General features: G+C 69.6%; 16 protein-coding genes. 10 read left to right on the top strand and 6 right to left on the bottom strand.

Annotated elements, in window-relative coordinates; translation table 11 throughout:
- Positions 1-7: 7 nt before the first annotated feature.
- Complete coding sequence (locus CNO20_RS22940; RefSeq protein WP_101295661.1) at positions 8-604, bottom strand: hypothetical protein; 597 nt, start codon at positions 602-604, stop codon at positions 8-10.
- 316 nt (positions 605-920) lie between these two features.
- On the opposite strand from CNO20_RS22940, the gene CNO20_RS08365 reads away from it, so the two are divergent.
- Entirely contained in the window at positions 921-1643 is a 723-nt protein-coding gene (locus CNO20_RS08365) for a phosphoglycerol geranylgeranyltransferase (RefSeq protein WP_101295662.1), read from the top strand.
- A gap of 98 nt (positions 1644-1741) precedes the next feature.
- Here the strand turns inward: CNO20_RS08365 and CNO20_RS08370 are convergent, their stop codons facing one another.
- Together CNO20_RS08370 and CNO20_RS08375 are read right to left on the bottom strand one after the other, a co-directional pair.
- A complete protein-coding gene (locus tag CNO20_RS08370; RefSeq protein WP_101295663.1) occupies positions 1742-2221 on the bottom strand; it encodes an Lrp/AsnC family transcriptional regulator in 480 nt (159 codons plus the stop codon).
- 75 nt (positions 2222-2296) lie between these two features.
- Positions 2297-2578 carry an amphi-Trp domain-containing protein gene (locus tag CNO20_RS08375; RefSeq protein ID WP_101295760.1) on the bottom strand — a complete coding sequence of 94 codons (282 nt, stop codon included), beginning with the start codon at positions 2576-2578 and terminating at the stop codon, positions 2297-2299.
- A gap of 337 nt (positions 2579-2915) precedes the next feature.
- Between CNO20_RS08375 and aspS the strand changes: the two genes are divergently transcribed.
- From aspS to CNO20_RS08395, 4 genes are all read left to right on the top strand, one after another.
- Positions 2916-4220, top strand: coding sequence for an aspartate--tRNA(Asn) ligase (aspS, locus tag CNO20_RS08380; RefSeq protein ID WP_101295664.1), 1305 nt, complete (start codon positions 2916-2918; stop codon positions 4218-4220).
- 91 nt (positions 4221-4311) lie between these two features.
- Entirely contained in the window at positions 4312-4884 is a 573-nt protein-coding gene (locus CNO20_RS08385) for a hypothetical protein (protein ID WP_101295665.1), read from the top strand.
- Positions 4885-5011: 127 nt separating this feature from the next.
- Positions 5012-5851 carry a pantoate kinase gene (locus tag CNO20_RS08390; protein ID WP_101295666.1) on the top strand — a complete coding sequence of 280 codons (840 nt, stop codon included), beginning with the start codon at positions 5012-5014 and terminating at the stop codon, positions 5849-5851.
- 196 nt (positions 5852-6047) lie between these two features.
- On the top strand, positions 6048-6818 hold the full coding sequence (locus tag CNO20_RS08395) for a 4-phosphopantoate--beta-alanine ligase (protein WP_101295667.1): 771 nt from the start codon (positions 6048-6050) through the stop codon (positions 6816-6818).
- 71 nt (positions 6819-6889) lie between these two features.
- Here the strand turns inward: CNO20_RS08395 and CNO20_RS08400 are convergent, their stop codons facing one another.
- The gene (locus CNO20_RS08400) at positions 6890-7960 is read right to left on the bottom strand and encodes a molybdopterin-dependent oxidoreductase (protein WP_101295668.1); all 1071 of its coding nucleotides are present in this window, start codon (positions 7958-7960) and stop codon (positions 6890-6892) included.
- 92 nt (positions 7961-8052) lie between these two features.
- Here CNO20_RS08400 and CNO20_RS08405 point away from each other — a divergent pair, with 92 nt between their 5' ends.
- Positions 8053-8583: a hypothetical protein gene (locus CNO20_RS08405; protein ID WP_101295669.1), complete on the top strand. Its 531-nt coding sequence runs from the start codon at positions 8053-8055 to the stop codon at positions 8581-8583.
- Positions 8584-8716: 133 nt separating this feature from the next.
- Here the strand turns inward: CNO20_RS08405 and CNO20_RS08410 are convergent, their stop codons facing one another.
- The gene (locus CNO20_RS08410) at positions 8717-9697 is read right to left on the bottom strand and encodes a glutathione S-transferase family protein (RefSeq protein WP_101295670.1); all 981 of its coding nucleotides are present in this window, start codon (positions 9695-9697) and stop codon (positions 8717-8719) included.
- A 186-nt stretch (positions 9698-9883) separates the two neighbouring features.
- Between CNO20_RS08410 and CNO20_RS08415 the strand changes: the two genes are divergently transcribed.
- From CNO20_RS08415 to CNO20_RS08430, 4 genes are all read left to right on the top strand, one after another.
- Positions 9884-10918, top strand: coding sequence for a thiamine pyrophosphate-dependent dehydrogenase E1 component subunit alpha (locus CNO20_RS08415; protein ID WP_101295671.1), 1035 nt, complete (start codon positions 9884-9886; stop codon positions 10916-10918).
- Positions 10915-11925: an alpha-ketoacid dehydrogenase subunit beta gene (locus tag CNO20_RS08420; RefSeq protein WP_101295672.1), complete on the top strand. Its 1011-nt coding sequence runs from the start codon at positions 10915-10917 to the stop codon at positions 11923-11925. Before CNO20_RS08415 ends, CNO20_RS08420 begins: the two co-directional genes overlap by 4 nt.
- 25 nt (positions 11926-11950) lie before the next feature.
- Positions 11951-12952, top strand: a complete 1002-nt coding sequence (locus CNO20_RS08425) for an NAD(+)/NADH kinase (protein ID WP_101295673.1) — start codon at positions 11951-11953, stop codon at positions 12950-12952.
- 70 nt (positions 12953-13022) lie between these two features.
- On the top strand, positions 13023-13535 hold the full coding sequence (locus CNO20_RS08430; RefSeq protein ID WP_101295674.1) for a VOC family protein: 513 nt from the start codon (positions 13023-13025) through the stop codon (positions 13533-13535).
- 59 nt (positions 13536-13594) lie between these two features.
- Here the strand turns inward: CNO20_RS08430 and CNO20_RS08435 are convergent, their stop codons facing one another.
- The gene (locus CNO20_RS08435; RefSeq protein ID WP_101295675.1) at positions 13595-15565 is read right to left on the bottom strand and encodes a 2-oxo acid dehydrogenase subunit E2; all 1971 of its coding nucleotides are present in this window, start codon (positions 15563-15565) and stop codon (positions 13595-13597) included.
- Positions 15566-15883 lie beyond the last annotated feature (318 nt).

A 15883-nucleotide genomic window follows, 5' to 3' on the forward strand; every position in this document is an offset into this window, starting at 1 on the left:
GTCCGACCTACGGGAACCCGACGAAGAGGAGCGTCGCCACCGGCAGCCCGACGACGGCGGCCGACTTGGGGACGGTGACCCCCCGCACCTCGGAGACGGCGAAGGTCCACGAGAAGATGGCCCAGAAGAGCGCGACGGCCGCCGCGGCCGCGAGGACCGGCGACTCCGCCGCCGGCGCACGGAGATACAGCGCGAGCGCATCGAGGCCGCGGTCGCCGGGCGGCGTGGCGTGGAGGGGCGACAGGTAGTACCCGATCTCGAGGAGACTCACGGAGAGCAGCGGGACGAAGCCCGGGAGGAGCGAGGTGGCCGTGGTCGCCGCGTTCCCCTTCGAGGCGAACGGCGCGGAGAGGAGGTGGAACGCCGCGGCGGAGACGGCGAGAAAGACGAAGGGGCGTGCGAGTTCGAAGAGGAGCCCCGAGACGGCGGCGAGCAGTCGCTCGGCGGCCGGGGAGAGTTCGACGGTGTGACGCCAGAACGCGACCGCGCCGAGGCCGTACGCGAACGCGAGCGAGAGGACGAGGAGGTATCTCCGCCGGCCGGACCGCTCCGCGGTCAGTTTGCGGACGAGCGCGTCGACGTAACTCCGTTTCGCTTCTCCCATCGGTGGTCCGCTATCGTTCGATTCCTCGCGTCGACACTTTATCATTCCGGCTGTGTTTGTACGTCAGTTGGACACTCAGCCGCTCTCATCATGTTCGATTTGACGAACGTGAGAGAATTTGTCCGGTCATCGAGACGACCGCTCCCGATCGCCCGAGCGGACCGCGCAGAGCCCGCCCCCGATGCCGACGGGCGAGTCGACGCGGCCCCGTCCGCCCGTTTCCCTCCGTCGCCCTGCGGCGCGTGAACGATGCTCGTGACGGCGGACAGGGAGGTTCCGCGGGCTTTTTAACCGCTCCACGGAGTAGAAAGCCGCAATGACCGCTCCCTGGGAACACTGGGATCACATCACCAAAATCGACCCGGACAAGGAACTCGTCGGCGACGAGACGTTCGCGGACGTGTGCGCCACCGGGACCGACGCGATCGAGATCGGCGGGACCACGGGCATGACCAAGGAGAACATGAGCGCCGTCATCGACGCGTGCGCCGAGTACGACGTGCCGCTCTACCAGGAGCCGTCGAACCCGGGCGTCGTGATCGACTCGGACGCGCTCGACGGCTATCTCATCCCGACCGTGTTCAACTCGCAGGACCACTTCTGGATCGTCGGCGCGCACAAGGAGTGGGTTCGGATCGAAAGCGGCCTCGACTGGAACCGGACGCACACGGAGGCGTACATCGTTCTCAACCCCGACTCGTCGGTCGCCGAGTACACCAACGCCGACTGCGACCAGACCGCCGAGGACGTCGCCTCGTTCGCCGCCGTCGCGGAGAAGATGTTCGGCCAGGAGATCGTCTACGTCGAGTACTCGGGCACCTTCGGCGACCCGGAGAAGGTCGCGGCCGCGCGCGACGCGCTCGATCGCGCGACGCTCTTTTACGGCGGCGGCATCCGGGATTACGACTCCGCACACACGATGGGACGGCACGCCGACACCGTCGTGGTGGGCAACCTGCTGCACGACAAGGGCGTCGACGCCGTCCGCGAGACCGTCGAAGGGGTCAAGGACGCGCACGCCGAGCGGATCACCTCCTGATCGGTCGGTCCCGATTCGAACGCCGGCGACTCCTCCGATCTCCGGGCGTCCCGCCGGTTACACCTCCAGTTTCCGGGCACACCGCCGGTTACGTCGATCTACTCCGTAGAATTCTCCTCGATGGCGAACCCGTGGTACGGGTGGACGTACTCGTTGCGGACGATGTCCTCGTCGACGATCTCGAAGCCGAGGGCGTTCAGGTCCTGTCCGATCCGGCTGAGGTCGTCGCTGTCGGTGCCGACCGCGACGATGTGGACGTTGCCCGCGCCGGTCATGATCTCCCGGACGCTGATCACGCCCGGAACTTCGACGGCGTCCTGTGCGAGCCGTTCCCGCTCGGGGATGGGCGCGGTGCAGATGATGAGCGTGTAGAGCTGGAAACCCGCGCGTTCGTAGTCCAGGTCGAGGTGGTACCCCCTGATGTACCCCTCGTCTTCGAGCCGGTGGATCCGGTTTCGCACCGTGCTGGGGGAGACGTCCATCACGTCGGCGATCTCGCGGGCCGACGTGTTGCGGGCGTCCCGCTGTAAGGAGTGAATGATGTATCGATCCAGTTCGTCCAGTGCGTCAGCGACCATACCGGGGTCTCACGCACCACCGGAATGAAACTTGCTCACTTCGACTCGGGGATCCGGGCGGCGGAGGCGCCCGGGCTACTCGATTCGGAGCGTCCCGTCGTCGCCCTCGTCGCCCTCGTCCCACTCGATCTCGAACTCGACGCTCAGTTCGCCCCGTCCGCCGCCGCTCGGCGTCTCCCGCTCCGCCTCCACTTCGAACGTGGGCCGCGTCGGGATCTGCAGCGTGACGTTCTGCTCGCCGGCGCTGAGCGTGAGTTCGCCGTCCGACTCGACGGCGTCGGCGACCGTTCTGAGGTACCGCGCGATCTCCGCCCGATCCATCGACTGTTCGACCGAAAAGATGGTCTCTTCTGGCACGAGTTCCGGTACGCGCTCCGGGCACATCAATTCGCGTATCGGCAACGTGTCCGGCGTCGATTCCCGATACGGAATCGAATCCGGGAGACGATTCGCGCATCCGCACCGAACGTCGGGAACCGGCGGCGCGTGGCTCGCTGTCGCCGCCGCGTCGCTCCTCGTCGCTGGAATAGTGTGACCGGGTGGGGCGGAAACCGACATGCCGATCGCAGGCACGACACGCCGGCGGCGAGAAGCGAAACGCCGACGGAACGGGCGCGCCGAGCCCGCGTGTCCCGCGGGACGGGGGCCGACCGAAAAGACCGTTTTTAAGACGAGCCGTCCAGAACTGGGGGACATGCGAAACAGAACCTACACGGCCGATGCCGAGCCGGGCCGGACGGTCACGGTCGCCGGGTGGGTCCACGAGATCAGGGACCTCGGCGGCATCGCCTTTCTGATCCTCCGGGACAAGACCGGGAGGATCCAGATCAAGTTCGAGAAGGACGAGATGGACGACGAGCTCGTCGAGACGGGCCTCGGCGTGCACCGCGAGAGCGTCGTCACCGTCACCGGCGACGTGGAGGAGGAGCCGCGCGCCCCGACGGGCGTCGAAATCGTCCCCGAGTCGATCGAGGTGCTCGCGGAGGCCGCGCCCGACCTCCCGCTCGACCCTTCCGGGAAGGTCGACGCCGAGCTCTCGACCCGGCTGGACAACCGGACGCTCGACCTCCGCAAGGAGGAGGTCAAGGCGATCTTCGAGATCCGCGCCGAGGTGCTTCGGGCCGTGCGCGAGCAGTTCCGCTCGATCGGCTGCACCGAGATCAACACGCCGAAGATCGTCGCCACCGGCACGGAGGGCGGCACGGAGCTGTTCCCGATCACCTACTTCGGCCGCGAGGCGTTCATGAACCAGTCGCCGCAGCTGTTCAAGCAGCTGATGATTGGCTCCGGGCTGGAGCGGGTATTCGAGATCGGGCCGATCTTCCGCGCCGAGGAGCACAACACGCCCCGCCACCTGAACGAGGCGACCTCGATCGACTTCGAGAGCGCGTTCATCGACCAGCGCGAGGCGATGGACGCCTGCGAGAGCGTCGTCAGGGCCGCCTACGAGGCCGTCGCCGACAACTGCGCCGAGGAGCTCGAAACGCTCGGGCTCGCCGACGAGTTCGAGGTTCCGGAGGACGACTTCCCCCGGATCAGCTACGAGGAGGCCATAGAGCGCATCAACGCGACGGGCGAGCTCGACGAGCAGCTCGTCTGGGGCGACGACCTCTCGACGGAGGCCGAGCGGGCGCTCGGCGACGACGTCGGCGGGCACTACTTCATCACCGACTGGCCGAGCGAGATCAAGCCGTTCTACATCAAGGACCACGACGCCGATCCGCAGTTGTCGACCGGCTTCGACATGATGCACCCCCGGATGGAGCTCGTCTCGGGCGGACAGCGCGAGCACCGCTACGAGAAGCTCGTCGAGGGCTTCGAACAGCAGGGGCTCGATCCGGACTCCTTCGAGTACTACACGAAGATGTTCAAGTACGGCATGCCGCCGCACGCCGGCTGGGGCCTCGGCGGCGAGCGCCTCGTCATGACGATGCTCGACCTGCCGAACATCCGCGAGGCGGTGCTGTTCCCGCGAGACAGACAGCGGCTGAGTCCGTAGCGCACCGGCCGTTTTGGTTCGATCTCGGTCGCCTCCGTCGATTCGAGGCGCCGGCCACGCCGCTTATCCCGAACAGGTCCTAAGCGCGCGTATGGCCGACCTGAACGATCGCGTCCTCGACGAGGCCGAAGGCAGGGGCGAAGCGTTCTCCGTCGAGAACCTCATCACGCTCGTCGAGCGACACGAGGCCGATCCGGAGCCGGGGGTGCCGGCGGACCGGCTCCGGGAGTACGCCGAGCACCTCGAAGGACACGGCGGACCGATGAGCGTCGACCAGGTCGACGCGGCGCTGGAGCTTCACCGCACCGACGCGGAGTCGTGGCAGGGGCCCGACGCGCTGTACGAGGTCGGCGACGGCCGCGTCAGCCTCTACCCCGCGTCGTGGTACGACCGGCTGGAGGGGGAGACCGATCCGGCGCGGTACCTCGAAGTCATCCTGGAGGACGTGGACGACAGCCGGAGCGCCTTCGCCACGGGCGGCGCCGGTAAAGGCGTCCCCGAGAACGTCCTGCTCAACGTCGCGACCGTCATCGGCGGCGTGAGCTGGCGGGACGCGGCGGCCGAGCTACAGGCGCTCGGTGACGAGGGGATCGTCGTCGCCGACGCCGAACAGCACCCGAACGCGCGGATCCGGCTCACGGAGAAGTACTTCGACGACCGCTGAGCGCGCGCGGCCGACCCGCGCGGCCGGTCGCCTCCGGCACCTCGCCTTCGCTCACTCGACTTCCCTCCCCCGGATCCGGCGCGGCGGGATAACAACGATTAATCGGGACCTCGCCATTTGACCGTTCATGAGCGACGAGGTAGCCGCGTTCGTCCCCGGGCACATCACCGGTTTTTTCAGCGCCCATCCGGCGGACGAGCCGACGAAGGCCGGGTCCCGCGGCGCCGGCTTGACCCTCTCTGACGGCGTCGAGGTGACGGTCCGGCCGGCGTCCACCACCCGGATCGCGCTGAACGGCTCGCCGATCGAGATGGAGCCGGTGGAGCGGGTCCTCGGCGCGCTCGGGGTCGACGCGCGCGTTTCGGCCGAGACCGACCTCCCCCTCGGCGCCGGATTCGGCGTCTCCGGGGCGATGTCGCTCGGGACGGCGCTCGCGGCCAACGCCGCGTTCGGGTGCGGCCACTCGGAGAACGAGCTCACGACCGTCGCCCACGGCGCGGAAGTGCAGGCGGGGACGGGTCTCGGCGACGTGGTCGCGCAGGCCCGCGGCGGGTTGCCGATCCGCCTGGAGCCGGGAGCGCCGGGGTACGGCCTGCTCGACGGAATCCCCGCGCGCGCGAGGATCGAATACGTCACGTTCGGCGACCTCCCGACGGAGGAGGTGCTCTCGGGCGACACGAAGCGGCTCTCGACGGCCGGACAGCACGCCCTCTCCCGCCTGGTCGCGGAACCGACCCTCCCGCGGCTCATGTCGGCTTCGCGGCGGTTCGCCCGCGAGGCGGGGCTCCTGACCGACGAGGTCGCGGCCGCCGTTCGGGACGTGAGCGAGGCGGGCGGCGAGGCGTCGATGGCGATGCTCGGCCGGACGGCGTTCGCGCTCGGAACGGGACTCTCGGACGCGGGCTACGACGCGACGGCGTGTCGGACTCACCCGACGGGGGCGGCACTCCTCGGAGACGAGGTGTAAGACCCGAGCCGGTACTGTCACCGGCGAGGTGTGAGACCCGAGGCGACACCGTCTGTCGCCTCGGTGTAGGACCCCGAACCGACACCGTCCGTCGGTGGGCCGCGAGGCGCGGAACGGATCCCGGGGGTTCGGAGTCGACCTTCTCGCCGCCGGGACGAAATGGCGGGCTTTTTCGGGAGGACGACCAACGTCGGGTATGAGCGAGATTCGAATCCCCGAGGACCACCCCCGGTACGAGTCGCTTCTCACGCGGCATCGCATCGAGAAGGGGGTAGACGAGGGGATCACGAGCCGGCAGGGGCTCATCGCGCAGGGGCGCGGGGAGGCGTTCGACTACCTCCTCGGCGAGCGGACGACGGACGGCGCGGACGCGGCCGAGCGGGCCGCGGCGGCGGCGCTCCTCCTCGCCGACCACGCCGTTCTCTCCGTGAACGGGAACGTCGCCGCGCTCGTCCCGGGAGAGATCGTCGAACTCGCCGAGGCGACCGGCGCGGACATCGAGGTCAACCTGTTCAACCGGACCGACGAACGGATGGCGGCCATCGCCGCCCACCTCCGCGAACACGGCGCGGAGGAGGTGAAGGGCCTGGACGCCGACGGCCGCATCCCGGGGCTCTCCCACGAGCGGGCGAAGGTCGACGCCGACGGCATCGGCGACGCGGACGTGGTGCTCGTCCCGCTGGAGGACGGTGACCGGGCCGAGGCGCTCTCCGCGATGGGCAAGACCGAGATCGTCATCGACCTGAATCCCCTCTCGCGCTCGGCGCGCGCCGCGGCGATACCGATCGTCGACAACATCGTCCGGGCCGTGCCGAACGTCACCCGCCACGCCCGCGAACTGCGCGACGCGCCGCGGGAGGAACTAGCCCGGATCGTCGACGGGTTCGACCGCGAGCGAGCGCTCGGGGAGGCGGAGCGCGAGATCCGCGATGGCGCGAGGAGCGACGTGAGTCCGACCGACCGATAGTCGCCGCCGTCGGCCGGCGGTCAGTGATCGGCGGTCGCGGTCGAGCGCTTTCCTCTCCGGTCGGCGCGCCGTCAGTCGAACCCGCTGACGAGTGTGACGAACCACTGCGCCGGATCCCGTCGGTCGCGGACCTCGACCGCCTCGACCCACTTCACCCACTGGAAGCCGCGTCGGCCGGGGGCGACCAGACGGAGGGGCGCGCCGTGGCCGTGGCTCAGCGGTTCGCCGCCGACGCGCGTCGCGAGCAGCGCGTCGCGAGCCTCGTCGAGCGGCAGGCTCCAGCGGTAGCCGGTGACCGAGACGAACCGGACCCACGCCCCCGCCGGGTCGGCGCCGGCCCGATCGAGCAGGTCGCCGACGAGGACGCCGCGCCAGTCCTGCACCGTGTACCACCCGCTCGTGCAGTCGAGGAGCGCCCGAAGCTCGTCGGCCCCGTCGAGATCCTCGGGGGCGAGTTCGTACGGTTCGTCGACGAGGCCGCCGACGCGGAGCCGCCACTTGTCGGGGTCTATCGGATCGGGGTCGTCAGCGACCCAGCTCGTCACGGGAAACGACGCCCCCTCGACCGGTTTCGATCCGGTGAATCGGCGGTCGGCGCCCGCGGTGTCGAGCAGGCGATTTACACCCTGTTGCGCCCGCCAGACCAGCGCGCCGCCGACGAGTAGCCCGGCGTACTGAAGCGCGGTTCGTCGCCCCCGGAAGTCGACCCGCCGCGGGGGCCGGGCGCGGGTCGCCGCGTGGACGAGCACGAGCGGCAGGAGCAGCAGTCCGAACAGGACGTGGGCGCTCAGCGCGTTCCAGTACAGGATCCGGACGTCCCCGCCGAACACCCAGAAGACGCCCGAGCCGAGCGCCGCGAGGGCCACGGCGGTCGTGAGCACCGACAGGCCGGTCGCCCGGTCCCACAGGCGGCGGACCCGCCGGAGCTTGTAGAACAGGAGGAAGACGAGCGTCAGCCCGGCGACGCCGTGAAGCAGGAAGACGGCTGAGCCGCCGGGGCGACCGACGGTGAGGCTCAGGAGGCCGCTTCCGAGTTCGAACGCGACGAGCAGGAGGATCGACCAGTCGACCAGGCGGGGCCGCGGCTCGAAGCGGCGAACCGCGCGGCCTATCGCGCCGCCTCTGCCCCGGTCTCGATCCATCTCCCGTGTCTTCGGTAGCTTCCGCGCGGACAAGAACTTCGCGTCGGCGGACCAACTCACCGCTTATTCCCTTCGACAACGTACCGAGCGTCATGGCACCGAACGACACCGGTGACCGGGCGGCGGTCGACGAGGCGGTCCTCGCCGAACTCAGGGAGCACGAGACGCAACACGGACCGCACATCGTCAGAGTCCTCGAACGGCACCACCCGGAGTATCACCCCGGAATCCCGCTGGAACTGCTGAACGCGTACGCCGAACGGCTGGGGTACGACGTGGAGCTGTCCGACCGCGACATCGAACGGAAGACGGTCGACGACGCGGCGTGGCGCGACGAGGACGTGTACTACCGGATCGGCGGGAACATCAGCGCGTACCCGCCGAGCTGGCACGAGCGGTTCGACGAGGAGGAGACGCTCCGGTCGCTCGTGGAGATCATGCGCGAACAGACGGGCAAGGACGCGATCGAGCGGGACGACCTCCTGCTCGCCGTCGAATCTATCGCCGGGCTCACCCGACCGGAGTCGGACGGCATGCTGACCGAGGCGCGCGAACGCGGCGAGCTGGAGGTCGAACCGTACCAGAATCCCGAGGCGCTCGTCTTTCTCCCCTCAGATTCATAACCGAGAACGGGGCCAGAACCCGCATGCGCTGACCAGTCGTCGTGAGGCGGTTCGCGGGTGCGCGGCGCCCCGCCTCGCGGTTCGGACGCGCCGCCGGCCCGCCATTCACCCGTTGTTCGGCACTTAGTCGCACCTATCCGTAGAGCGCCTCCGGGGGTCCGCCCGGTAAGCGATCGCGGTCGTGCGGCTCGGAGAAGTCGATGTCGGGGCCGATCGGTACGAGGCGTTTGGGGTTGACGTCCCCGTGGCTCTCGTAGTAGTGCCGAACGATGTGATCCACGTTCACCGTCTCGGCGATACCCGGCAGCTGGTACAGCTCCTTGGCGTAGTTCCAGAGGTTCGGGTACTCGTGGACCGCCCGTCGGTTACACTTGAAGTGCGTGTGGTAGACGTGGTCGAACCTGACGAGCGTGGCGAACATCGCGAGGTCCGCCTCGGTGAGCACTTCCCCGACGAGGTAGCGCTGCTCGTCCAACACGCCCTCCCAGCGGTCGAGCGCCTCGAAGAGCTCCGCGACCGCCTCGTCGTACGCCTCCTGGGTGCCGGCGAAGCCGGCGCGGTACACCCCGTTGTTGATCGGCTCGTAGATCTCGTCGATGATCCGGTCGACCTCGTCCCGATAGCCCTCCGGGTAGAGATCCACGTCGCGCTCGGCGAGCGCGTCGAACTCGGTGTCGAGCATCCGCATGATCTCCGCGGACTCGTTGTTCACGATCGTCTCGCGCTCTCTGTCCCACAGAACCGGCACTGTCACACGTCCGGTGTAGTCGGGATCGGCCCTCACGTAGACGTCGCGGAGGTAGTCCTCGCCGTGCAGCGGATCGGGGTACGATTCGGAAAACTCCCACCCGTCGTCGATGCGGACCGGTTCGACGAGGGAGAGCGAGACTGCGCGGTCCAGCCCCTTCAGCGCACGCGTCATCGCCGTCCGGTGCGCCCAGGGGCACGCGCGCGAGACGTAGAGGTGGTACCGCCCGGCTTCCGCGGGGAACTCCGCGTCCGGGTCGTCTTCCACCCAGTTCCGGAACGTCGTCCCCTGTCGATCGAACTCCCCCTCTTCCGTCGTTGACTCGTAGGCGTCGGTCCGCCACTCGCCCTCGACGAGCATGTTCATCGCCGCGTCCCCCGCCGAGCGGGCGGCTGTCGTCCCATGTGATCAGTTGCCGATGCGGACCGAAAAGGCTTCTGTCGCCGGCGCGAGCGAGGGGGGCGATCCGACCGTTACCGGCCGACAATCGGTCAGTCTTGCCGAAAGGTTGCACAACAGCTATGATCGATACTGATGATCTAATCATGTACCATGGTAACAGCAGACGTGGAAACGGCGGACGGACAGACGGAGATCCTCCGGCGGATGCTCACCATCCGGGAGTTCGACAGCACGGCCGGACAGCTCTTCGCCGACGGGGAAATCCCGGGGTTCGTACACCTGTACATCGGCGAGGAGGCCGTCGCCGTCGGGGCGTGCGCCGCGCTCGACGAGGACGACTACATCACGAGCACGCACCGCGGACACGGCCACTGCATCGCGAAGGGGCTCGATCCCGCGCGCATGATGGCCGAACTGTACGGAAAGCGCGACGGCTACTGCAACGGCAAGGGCGGTTCGATGCACATCGCCGACGTGGACGCCGGGATGCTCGGCGCGAACGGCATCGTCGGCGCCGGTCCGCCACTGGCGGCGGGTGCCGCCCTCACGGCCCAGCTCCAGGGCGACGAGCGCGTCGCGCTCTCGTTCTGCGGCGACGGGGCCGTCGCGCAGGGGCAGGTCCACGAGGCGATCAACCTCGCGGCGACCTGGGACCTCCCGTCGATCTTCCTCGTCGAGAACAACCAGTTCGGGGAGGGAACCCCGGTCGAGAAACAGCACAACGTCGAGAACCTGAGCGAGACGGCGGAGGCGTACGACATCCCGGGCTTCACGGTCGACGGGATGGACGTCGTCGCGGTGTACGAGGCCGTCGCCGAGGCGCGGAAGCGCGCGGTCGCCGGCGACGGTCCGACGCTCGTCGAAGCGGACACCTACCGCTTCCGCGGCCACTTCGAGGGCGATCACCAGCCGTACCGCGACGAGGACGACATCGAGGTGTGGCGGGAGCGGGACCCGATCGAGGCGTTCAAGCGGCGGCTGATCGACGCGGGCACGCTCACCGAGGACGGCTACGAGGAGCTGAAGTCGGAGGTCGAAGCGACGATACGGGAGGCCGTCTCGTTCGCCGAGAGCGCCGACGATCCCGCCCCGTACGAGGCGTACGACGACATGTTCGCCGCCTCGATCCCGGAGATCGAACAGTTCGCTCGGAAGGCCCGAACCGACGGGGGTGAGAGCCGATGAGCACCGAAGCGAGACCGGGAGCCGGTACCCCCGGAACGGAGACGATGACGGTGCGCGAGGCGATCCGCGCGGCGCTCCGCGAGGAGATGGAGCGCGACGACCGCGTCTTCCTCATGGGGGAGGACGTCGCCACGTTCGGGGGCGTCTTCGACGTCAGCGACGGCCTGCTCGACGAGTTCGGCGACGAACGGATCCGCGATACCCCCATAAGCGAGGCGGGATTCACTGGCGCGGGCGTCGGGGCCGCCGCGACCGGTTCCCGCCCCGTCATCGAGATCATGTTCTCGGACTTCCTCGGCGTGCCGATGGAGCAGATCATGAACCAGATGGCGAAGATGCGCTACATGTTCGGCGGGAAAACCGACATGCCCGTCACCGTCCGAACCACCGAGGGCGGCGGAATGGGCGCCGCCAGCCAGCACTCCGGCACGGTCCACACGTGGTTCGCGCACTTCCCCGGCCTGCTCGCCGTGACACCGGGGACACCGGCGGCCGCGAAGGGCCTGCTCAAATCGGCCATCCGGTCGGACGATCCGGTGTTCTTCTTCGAGAACAAGATGATATACGAGCAGGAGGGCGACGTACCGACGGATCCGGACTTCACGATCCCGCTCGGCGAGGCGCACGTCGAGCGCGAGGGTGACGACGTCACGGTCGTCGCGACCCAGCGGCTCGTCGGCGAGTCCCTGTCGGCGGCGGACGAGCTGGACGGCGAGGTGAGTGTCGAGGTCATCGATCTCCGCTCGCTGTACCCGCTCGACACCGACACCCTGGTCGAGAGCGTCGAGAAGACCGGACGGCTGGTCGTCGCCGACGAGAGCCCGCTGTCGTACGGCGTCCACGCCGAGGTGATGGCGCGGATCAACGACCGCGCGTTCTTCAGCCTCGACGCGCCGATGCAGCGGGTCGGCGTCCCGGACACCCACATCCCGTTCAGCCCGGCGCTGGAAGCGGAGGTGCTCCCCGACGCCGACGACGTGCGCGCCGCGGTCGAGAACGTGACGTGATCCGAGCCGACGGCGGGGTTCGGGCGTGACCGCGACGGTCGGGCTCGTCGTCAACCCGGCCGCCGGTCGCGACATCCGCCGGCTCACGGGCGGGGCGAGCGTGAGCGACAACTACGCGAAGCGTCGGACCGCGGGTTGCGCCCTCGCCGGTCTCGCGCTCGCGCCGGAGCAGACCGAGGTCGTCGTCATGCCGGACGGGCGTGGCCTCGCCCGCCGAATCGCGGACGACGCGCCCGACGGCCTCCCCGTTGACCTCCTCGACGTCCCCATCGAGGGAACCGCCGCGGACACGCGCCGCGCCGCCCGGTGGTTCCGGTCGAACGCCGACGCGGCGGTCGTCCTCGGCGGCGACGGGACGAACCGCGACGTGGCGGCGGAGATCGGCGACGTGCCCGTCGCGAGCGTCTCGACCGGCACGAACAACGTCGTCCCCGCCGCCGTCGACGGAACCGTCGCGGGCGCGGCCGCGGGGCTCGTCGCCACAGGCGCGGTGCCGGCGGCCGAGACCACGCTGCGGCACGGGACGGTCGAGGCGCGCGTGGCGGGCGCGGGCGGCGAACGGACGGTCCGCGGCCTCGCGACGGTCGGGGTGCTCGACCGGCCGTTCGTCGGCACGCGGGCGATCCTCGACGCGGAGGATTTCCTCGGCGGCGCGGTCTCCCGCGCGTTCCCGGCGGAGATCGGGCTGTCCGGCGTCGCCGGCGCGCTCGCGATGCACCGGCCCGACGACTCCGGCGGCGTCGGTCTCCGGTTCGGTCCGCCGGACGAGACCCCCGAAACCGTGCGCGCTATCACCGTCCCCGGCGTCGTCGAGCGCGTCGGCGTCGCGGAGTGGCGACGCCTGGACGCCGAGGAACCGATCCGCTTCGAGGTCCCGAGCGGCGTCGTGAGCGCGGACGGCGAGCGCGAACTCGAAATCCGGGACGCGACGGTCGAGATCCGTCCGGTCGACGCGGGCCCGCGGCTCGTCGAGTTCGACGCGGTGTTCGAACGCGCCGCCGAGGACGGCCACTTTTCTCGCGGCTGAACGGTCGGAAAACGGTACAGTCAGTTAACCGATGACAGTGCTATTTGTTATCTCGTGTCCATCGACTCACATGCGCCCGGAGATACCCGCGCTCGACGTGGAGATACCCGAGATATCGCAGATCGCGTTCGTCGTAGAGGAGATCGAGGACGGGATGGATCGGTTCGGCAGCGTCCTCGGCGTCGACACCTGGCAGCTGTACCGGTTCGAGCCGCCGACGCTCACGGACACGACGTACAGAGGAGAGCCGCACGACTACTCGATGGTACTCGCCCTGACCGAGGTCGGCGGGACGATGCTCGAACTCATCGAACCGCTGGAGGGCGAAAGCATCTACACCGAACACCTGGAGGAACACGGCGAGGGGCTGCACCACGTCGCCTGCTTCGCGTTCGACGATCCGGAGGCCGTGATCGAGGAGTTCGAGGACGCGGGCATGCCGGTCCTCCAGAGCGGCGTGTACGCCGACGTTCCGTACTGGTACTTCGACACCCAGGAGCAGCTCAACGGCGTCATCTTCGAGACGGCCGACAACGTGGACGCGATTCCGGAACCGGACGACACGTACACGGCGTCGCCGTAGCTCGCCAGTCGCGGGTCCGCCGTCGAAGCGGCGACGCCGCGAAAAACGCGGACCGGCGGCTACGCCCGCTCCCAGGAGAGCGACACCGGCAGGTCCTCGCGGAGGAGCTCGGAGACGTGACACGTCCGCTCGCCGTTCGTCACCATCCGTTCTACGGTGTCCTCGTCGGCGTCCGCGTCGACCGTCACGCGCACGTCGATCGATTCGACGGACCCGCGGTCGTCCTCCGCCGCCGTCGCCTCGACCTCGATACCGCCGGGATCGAGGTCGCGGATGGCCGCCTGCACGCCGATGCTCGACGCGAGGCAGGCCGAGAGCGATCCGAGGAAGAGATCGACCGGTCGCGGCGCGGACGGCGCTCCGTCGCCGAACTCCTCCGTGACGTCGAAGTCGTACTCGAAGGAGCCGGCGGCGACGCTGCCGGAGAGGTCCGAATCGACGCGGGCGGAGACGCGACCCTCGGGGAGTCGGACCGTCGCGCTCCCGCCCTCGGCGGCCGCGTCGGTCGTCTCGGTGGTCTCGGTCACCTCGACCGCCTCGGGTTCCACCCCGTCGAGGAGCGGCCACGGATTCTCGACGCGTTCGACGAGCGTCCCGAGGAAGCGCGCGGCGTCGGCGCCGTCGACGACGCGGTGGTCGAACGAGAGATCGAGCGGGAGGTGTCGGCGGAAGGCGACGCCTCCGTCCCCGTCCGGGACGGCCCGCCGCTCGACGGCGTTCACGCCGAGGATCGCCACTTGCGGCGGGTTGATCACCGGGTCGAACGACTCGACGCCGAGGACGCCGAGGTTCGAGACGGTGAATGTGCCGCCGGCGAGGTCGTCCATCGTGTACTCCCTCGACAGGGCGCGCTCGGTCACGCGCCGTCGCTCCTCGGCGATCTCGCCGAGCGACAGCGAGTCTATCCCGCGGACGACCGGCGCGACGAGGCCCCCGTCGGAATCAGCGGTCGAGACGGTTTCGTCGCCGGAGGAAGCGCCGGACGAGCCGGCGAGGTCCACCGCCACGCAGACGTTGTGAGATTCGTGCAGGTAGTGCACGCCCTCCTCGAACGTCGCGTTGAACGCCGGGTGCTCGGAGAGCGCCGCCGAGAGCGCGGCGAGCAGCACGTCGTTGACCGAGACGTCCGCGCCGTGGGCGCTCTCGGCCGCGTCGACGGCCGCGAACAGCGCCTCGGCGTCGGCGGTCCGGTGCTCTGTGACGTGGACGGCCTCGCGGTAGCTCTCTCCCAGCCGCTCGGCGATGGTGCGGCGCATCCCGGTCAGCGGCCGCTCCTCGCGGATCCGCCACGCGTCGGCCGACGCCGCGTCGCTCGCCTCCGCCGTCGCCTTCGTGCTCTCGGCGTCCGCGACCTCGATCACGTCGTCCTCCGTGATCGACCCCTGCGGGCCGGTCCCCTCGACGCCCGTGAGATCGACGCCCAGGTCCTTCGCGAGCCGCCGCGCCCGCGGCGACGCCTTGACCGATCCGGCGGTCGCCTCCGCCCCGCCGCCGGCCGTCTCCGCCTCGCCGCCTGTCGACGCGGCTTCGCCTGTCGACGCGGCGGCTTCGACGTCCCCCTCCGTGATCGATCCCTGCGGGCCGGTCCCCTCGATCGCGGTCAGGTCGACGCCCAGTTCCTCGGCGCGACGCCTGGCCCTCGGGGACGCCTTCGCGCCGTCCGTTCGCGCGCCGGCGGACGTCTCCGAGGTCGCGGCGCTCGACTCGGCGGTCGACGCCCCCGCGTCGACCTCGTCCGGCGCGGACGGCTCCGCGGCCCCGGCGCTCGCCTCCAGGTCCGACACGTCCTCGTCGGGGCCGGCGACGATGCCGATGGAGGCTCCCGGTTCCGCGCTCTCGCCCGCCGCGAGGAGCACCCGCCTGAGAACGCCCGACTCCCGCGCTGTGACCTCCCCGGTCGTCTTTTCGGACTCCACCTCCGCGATCACCTCGCCCTCCTCGACCGACTCGCCCTCCGAGACGTGCCACTCGACCAGCGTTCCACGATCCATCTCTAGTCCGAGCTTGGGCATCTTGACGGCGTATGCCATGGCACGAACTACCGCGGAGAGCGGGATAAACTTCCGCGTGGCAGCGATTCCGGGAGGCGGTCGACCGCCGCGGGGTCAGCGCCCCGGTTCCGCCCCTTCGAGCGCGGACCGCGGATTCGCGACGTGGTCGGCCAGCGCCCCGAGAAAGTCGTGACTGACGCGCTCACGGTGATACTGACGGATCATCCGGTTATCTCCTCCGCCGAGCGTCGAACAGCGCGTTCCCGACTCGTTCTCTCCCTCACGAGCGAGTCGGGACGACAAAGAGAGTGGCCGGGAGTGACACGCGAAATCCCGAGAAAGCTCCGTTTTCGACCG

Origin of the sequence: Halegenticoccus soli, from assembly GCF_002844195.1 — an archaeon.
Taxonomy (GTDB): domain Archaea; phylum Halobacteriota; class Halobacteria; order Halobacteriales; family Haloferacaceae; genus Halegenticoccus; species Halegenticoccus soli.

Coding starts and splice junctions, on each gene's coding strand:
- CNO20_RS22940 (WP_101295661.1), bottom strand. CDS start 604: ATGGGAGAAGCGAAACGGAGTTACGTCGACGCGCTCGTCCGCAAACTG.
- CNO20_RS08365 (WP_101295662.1), top strand. CDS start 921: ATGACCGCTCCCTGGGAACACTGGGATCACATCACCAAAATCGACCCG.
- CNO20_RS08370 (WP_101295663.1), bottom strand. CDS start 2,221: ATGGTCGCTGACGCACTGGACGAACTGGATCGATACATCATTCACTCC.
- aspS (WP_101295664.1), top strand. CDS start 2,916: ATGCGAAACAGAACCTACACGGCCGATGCCGAGCCGGGCCGGACGGTC.
- CNO20_RS08385 (WP_101295665.1), top strand. CDS start 4,312: ATGGCCGACCTGAACGATCGCGTCCTCGACGAGGCCGAAGGCAGGGGC.
- CNO20_RS08390 (WP_101295666.1), top strand. CDS start 5,012: ATGAGCGACGAGGTAGCCGCGTTCGTCCCCGGGCACATCACCGGTTTT.
- CNO20_RS08395 (WP_101295667.1), top strand. CDS start 6,048: ATGAGCGAGATTCGAATCCCCGAGGACCACCCCCGGTACGAGTCGCTT.
- CNO20_RS08400 (WP_101295668.1), bottom strand. CDS start 7,960: ATGGATCGAGACCGGGGCAGAGGCGGCGCGATAGGCCGCGCGGTTCGC.
- CNO20_RS08405 (WP_101295669.1), top strand. CDS start 8,053: ATGGCACCGAACGACACCGGTGACCGGGCGGCGGTCGACGAGGCGGTC.
- CNO20_RS08410 (WP_101295670.1), bottom strand. CDS start 9,697: ATGAACATGCTCGTCGAGGGCGAGTGGCGGACCGACGCCTACGAGTCA.
- CNO20_RS08415 (WP_101295671.1), top strand. CDS start 9,884: ATGGTAACAGCAGACGTGGAAACGGCGGACGGACAGACGGAGATCCTC.
- CNO20_RS08420 (WP_101295672.1), top strand. CDS start 10,915: ATGAGCACCGAAGCGAGACCGGGAGCCGGTACCCCCGGAACGGAGACG.
- CNO20_RS08430 (WP_101295674.1), top strand. CDS start 13,023: ATGCGCCCGGAGATACCCGCGCTCGACGTGGAGATACCCGAGATATCG.
- CNO20_RS08435 (WP_101295675.1), bottom strand. CDS start 15,565: ATGGCATACGCCGTCAAGATGCCCAAGCTCGGACTAGAGATGGATCGT.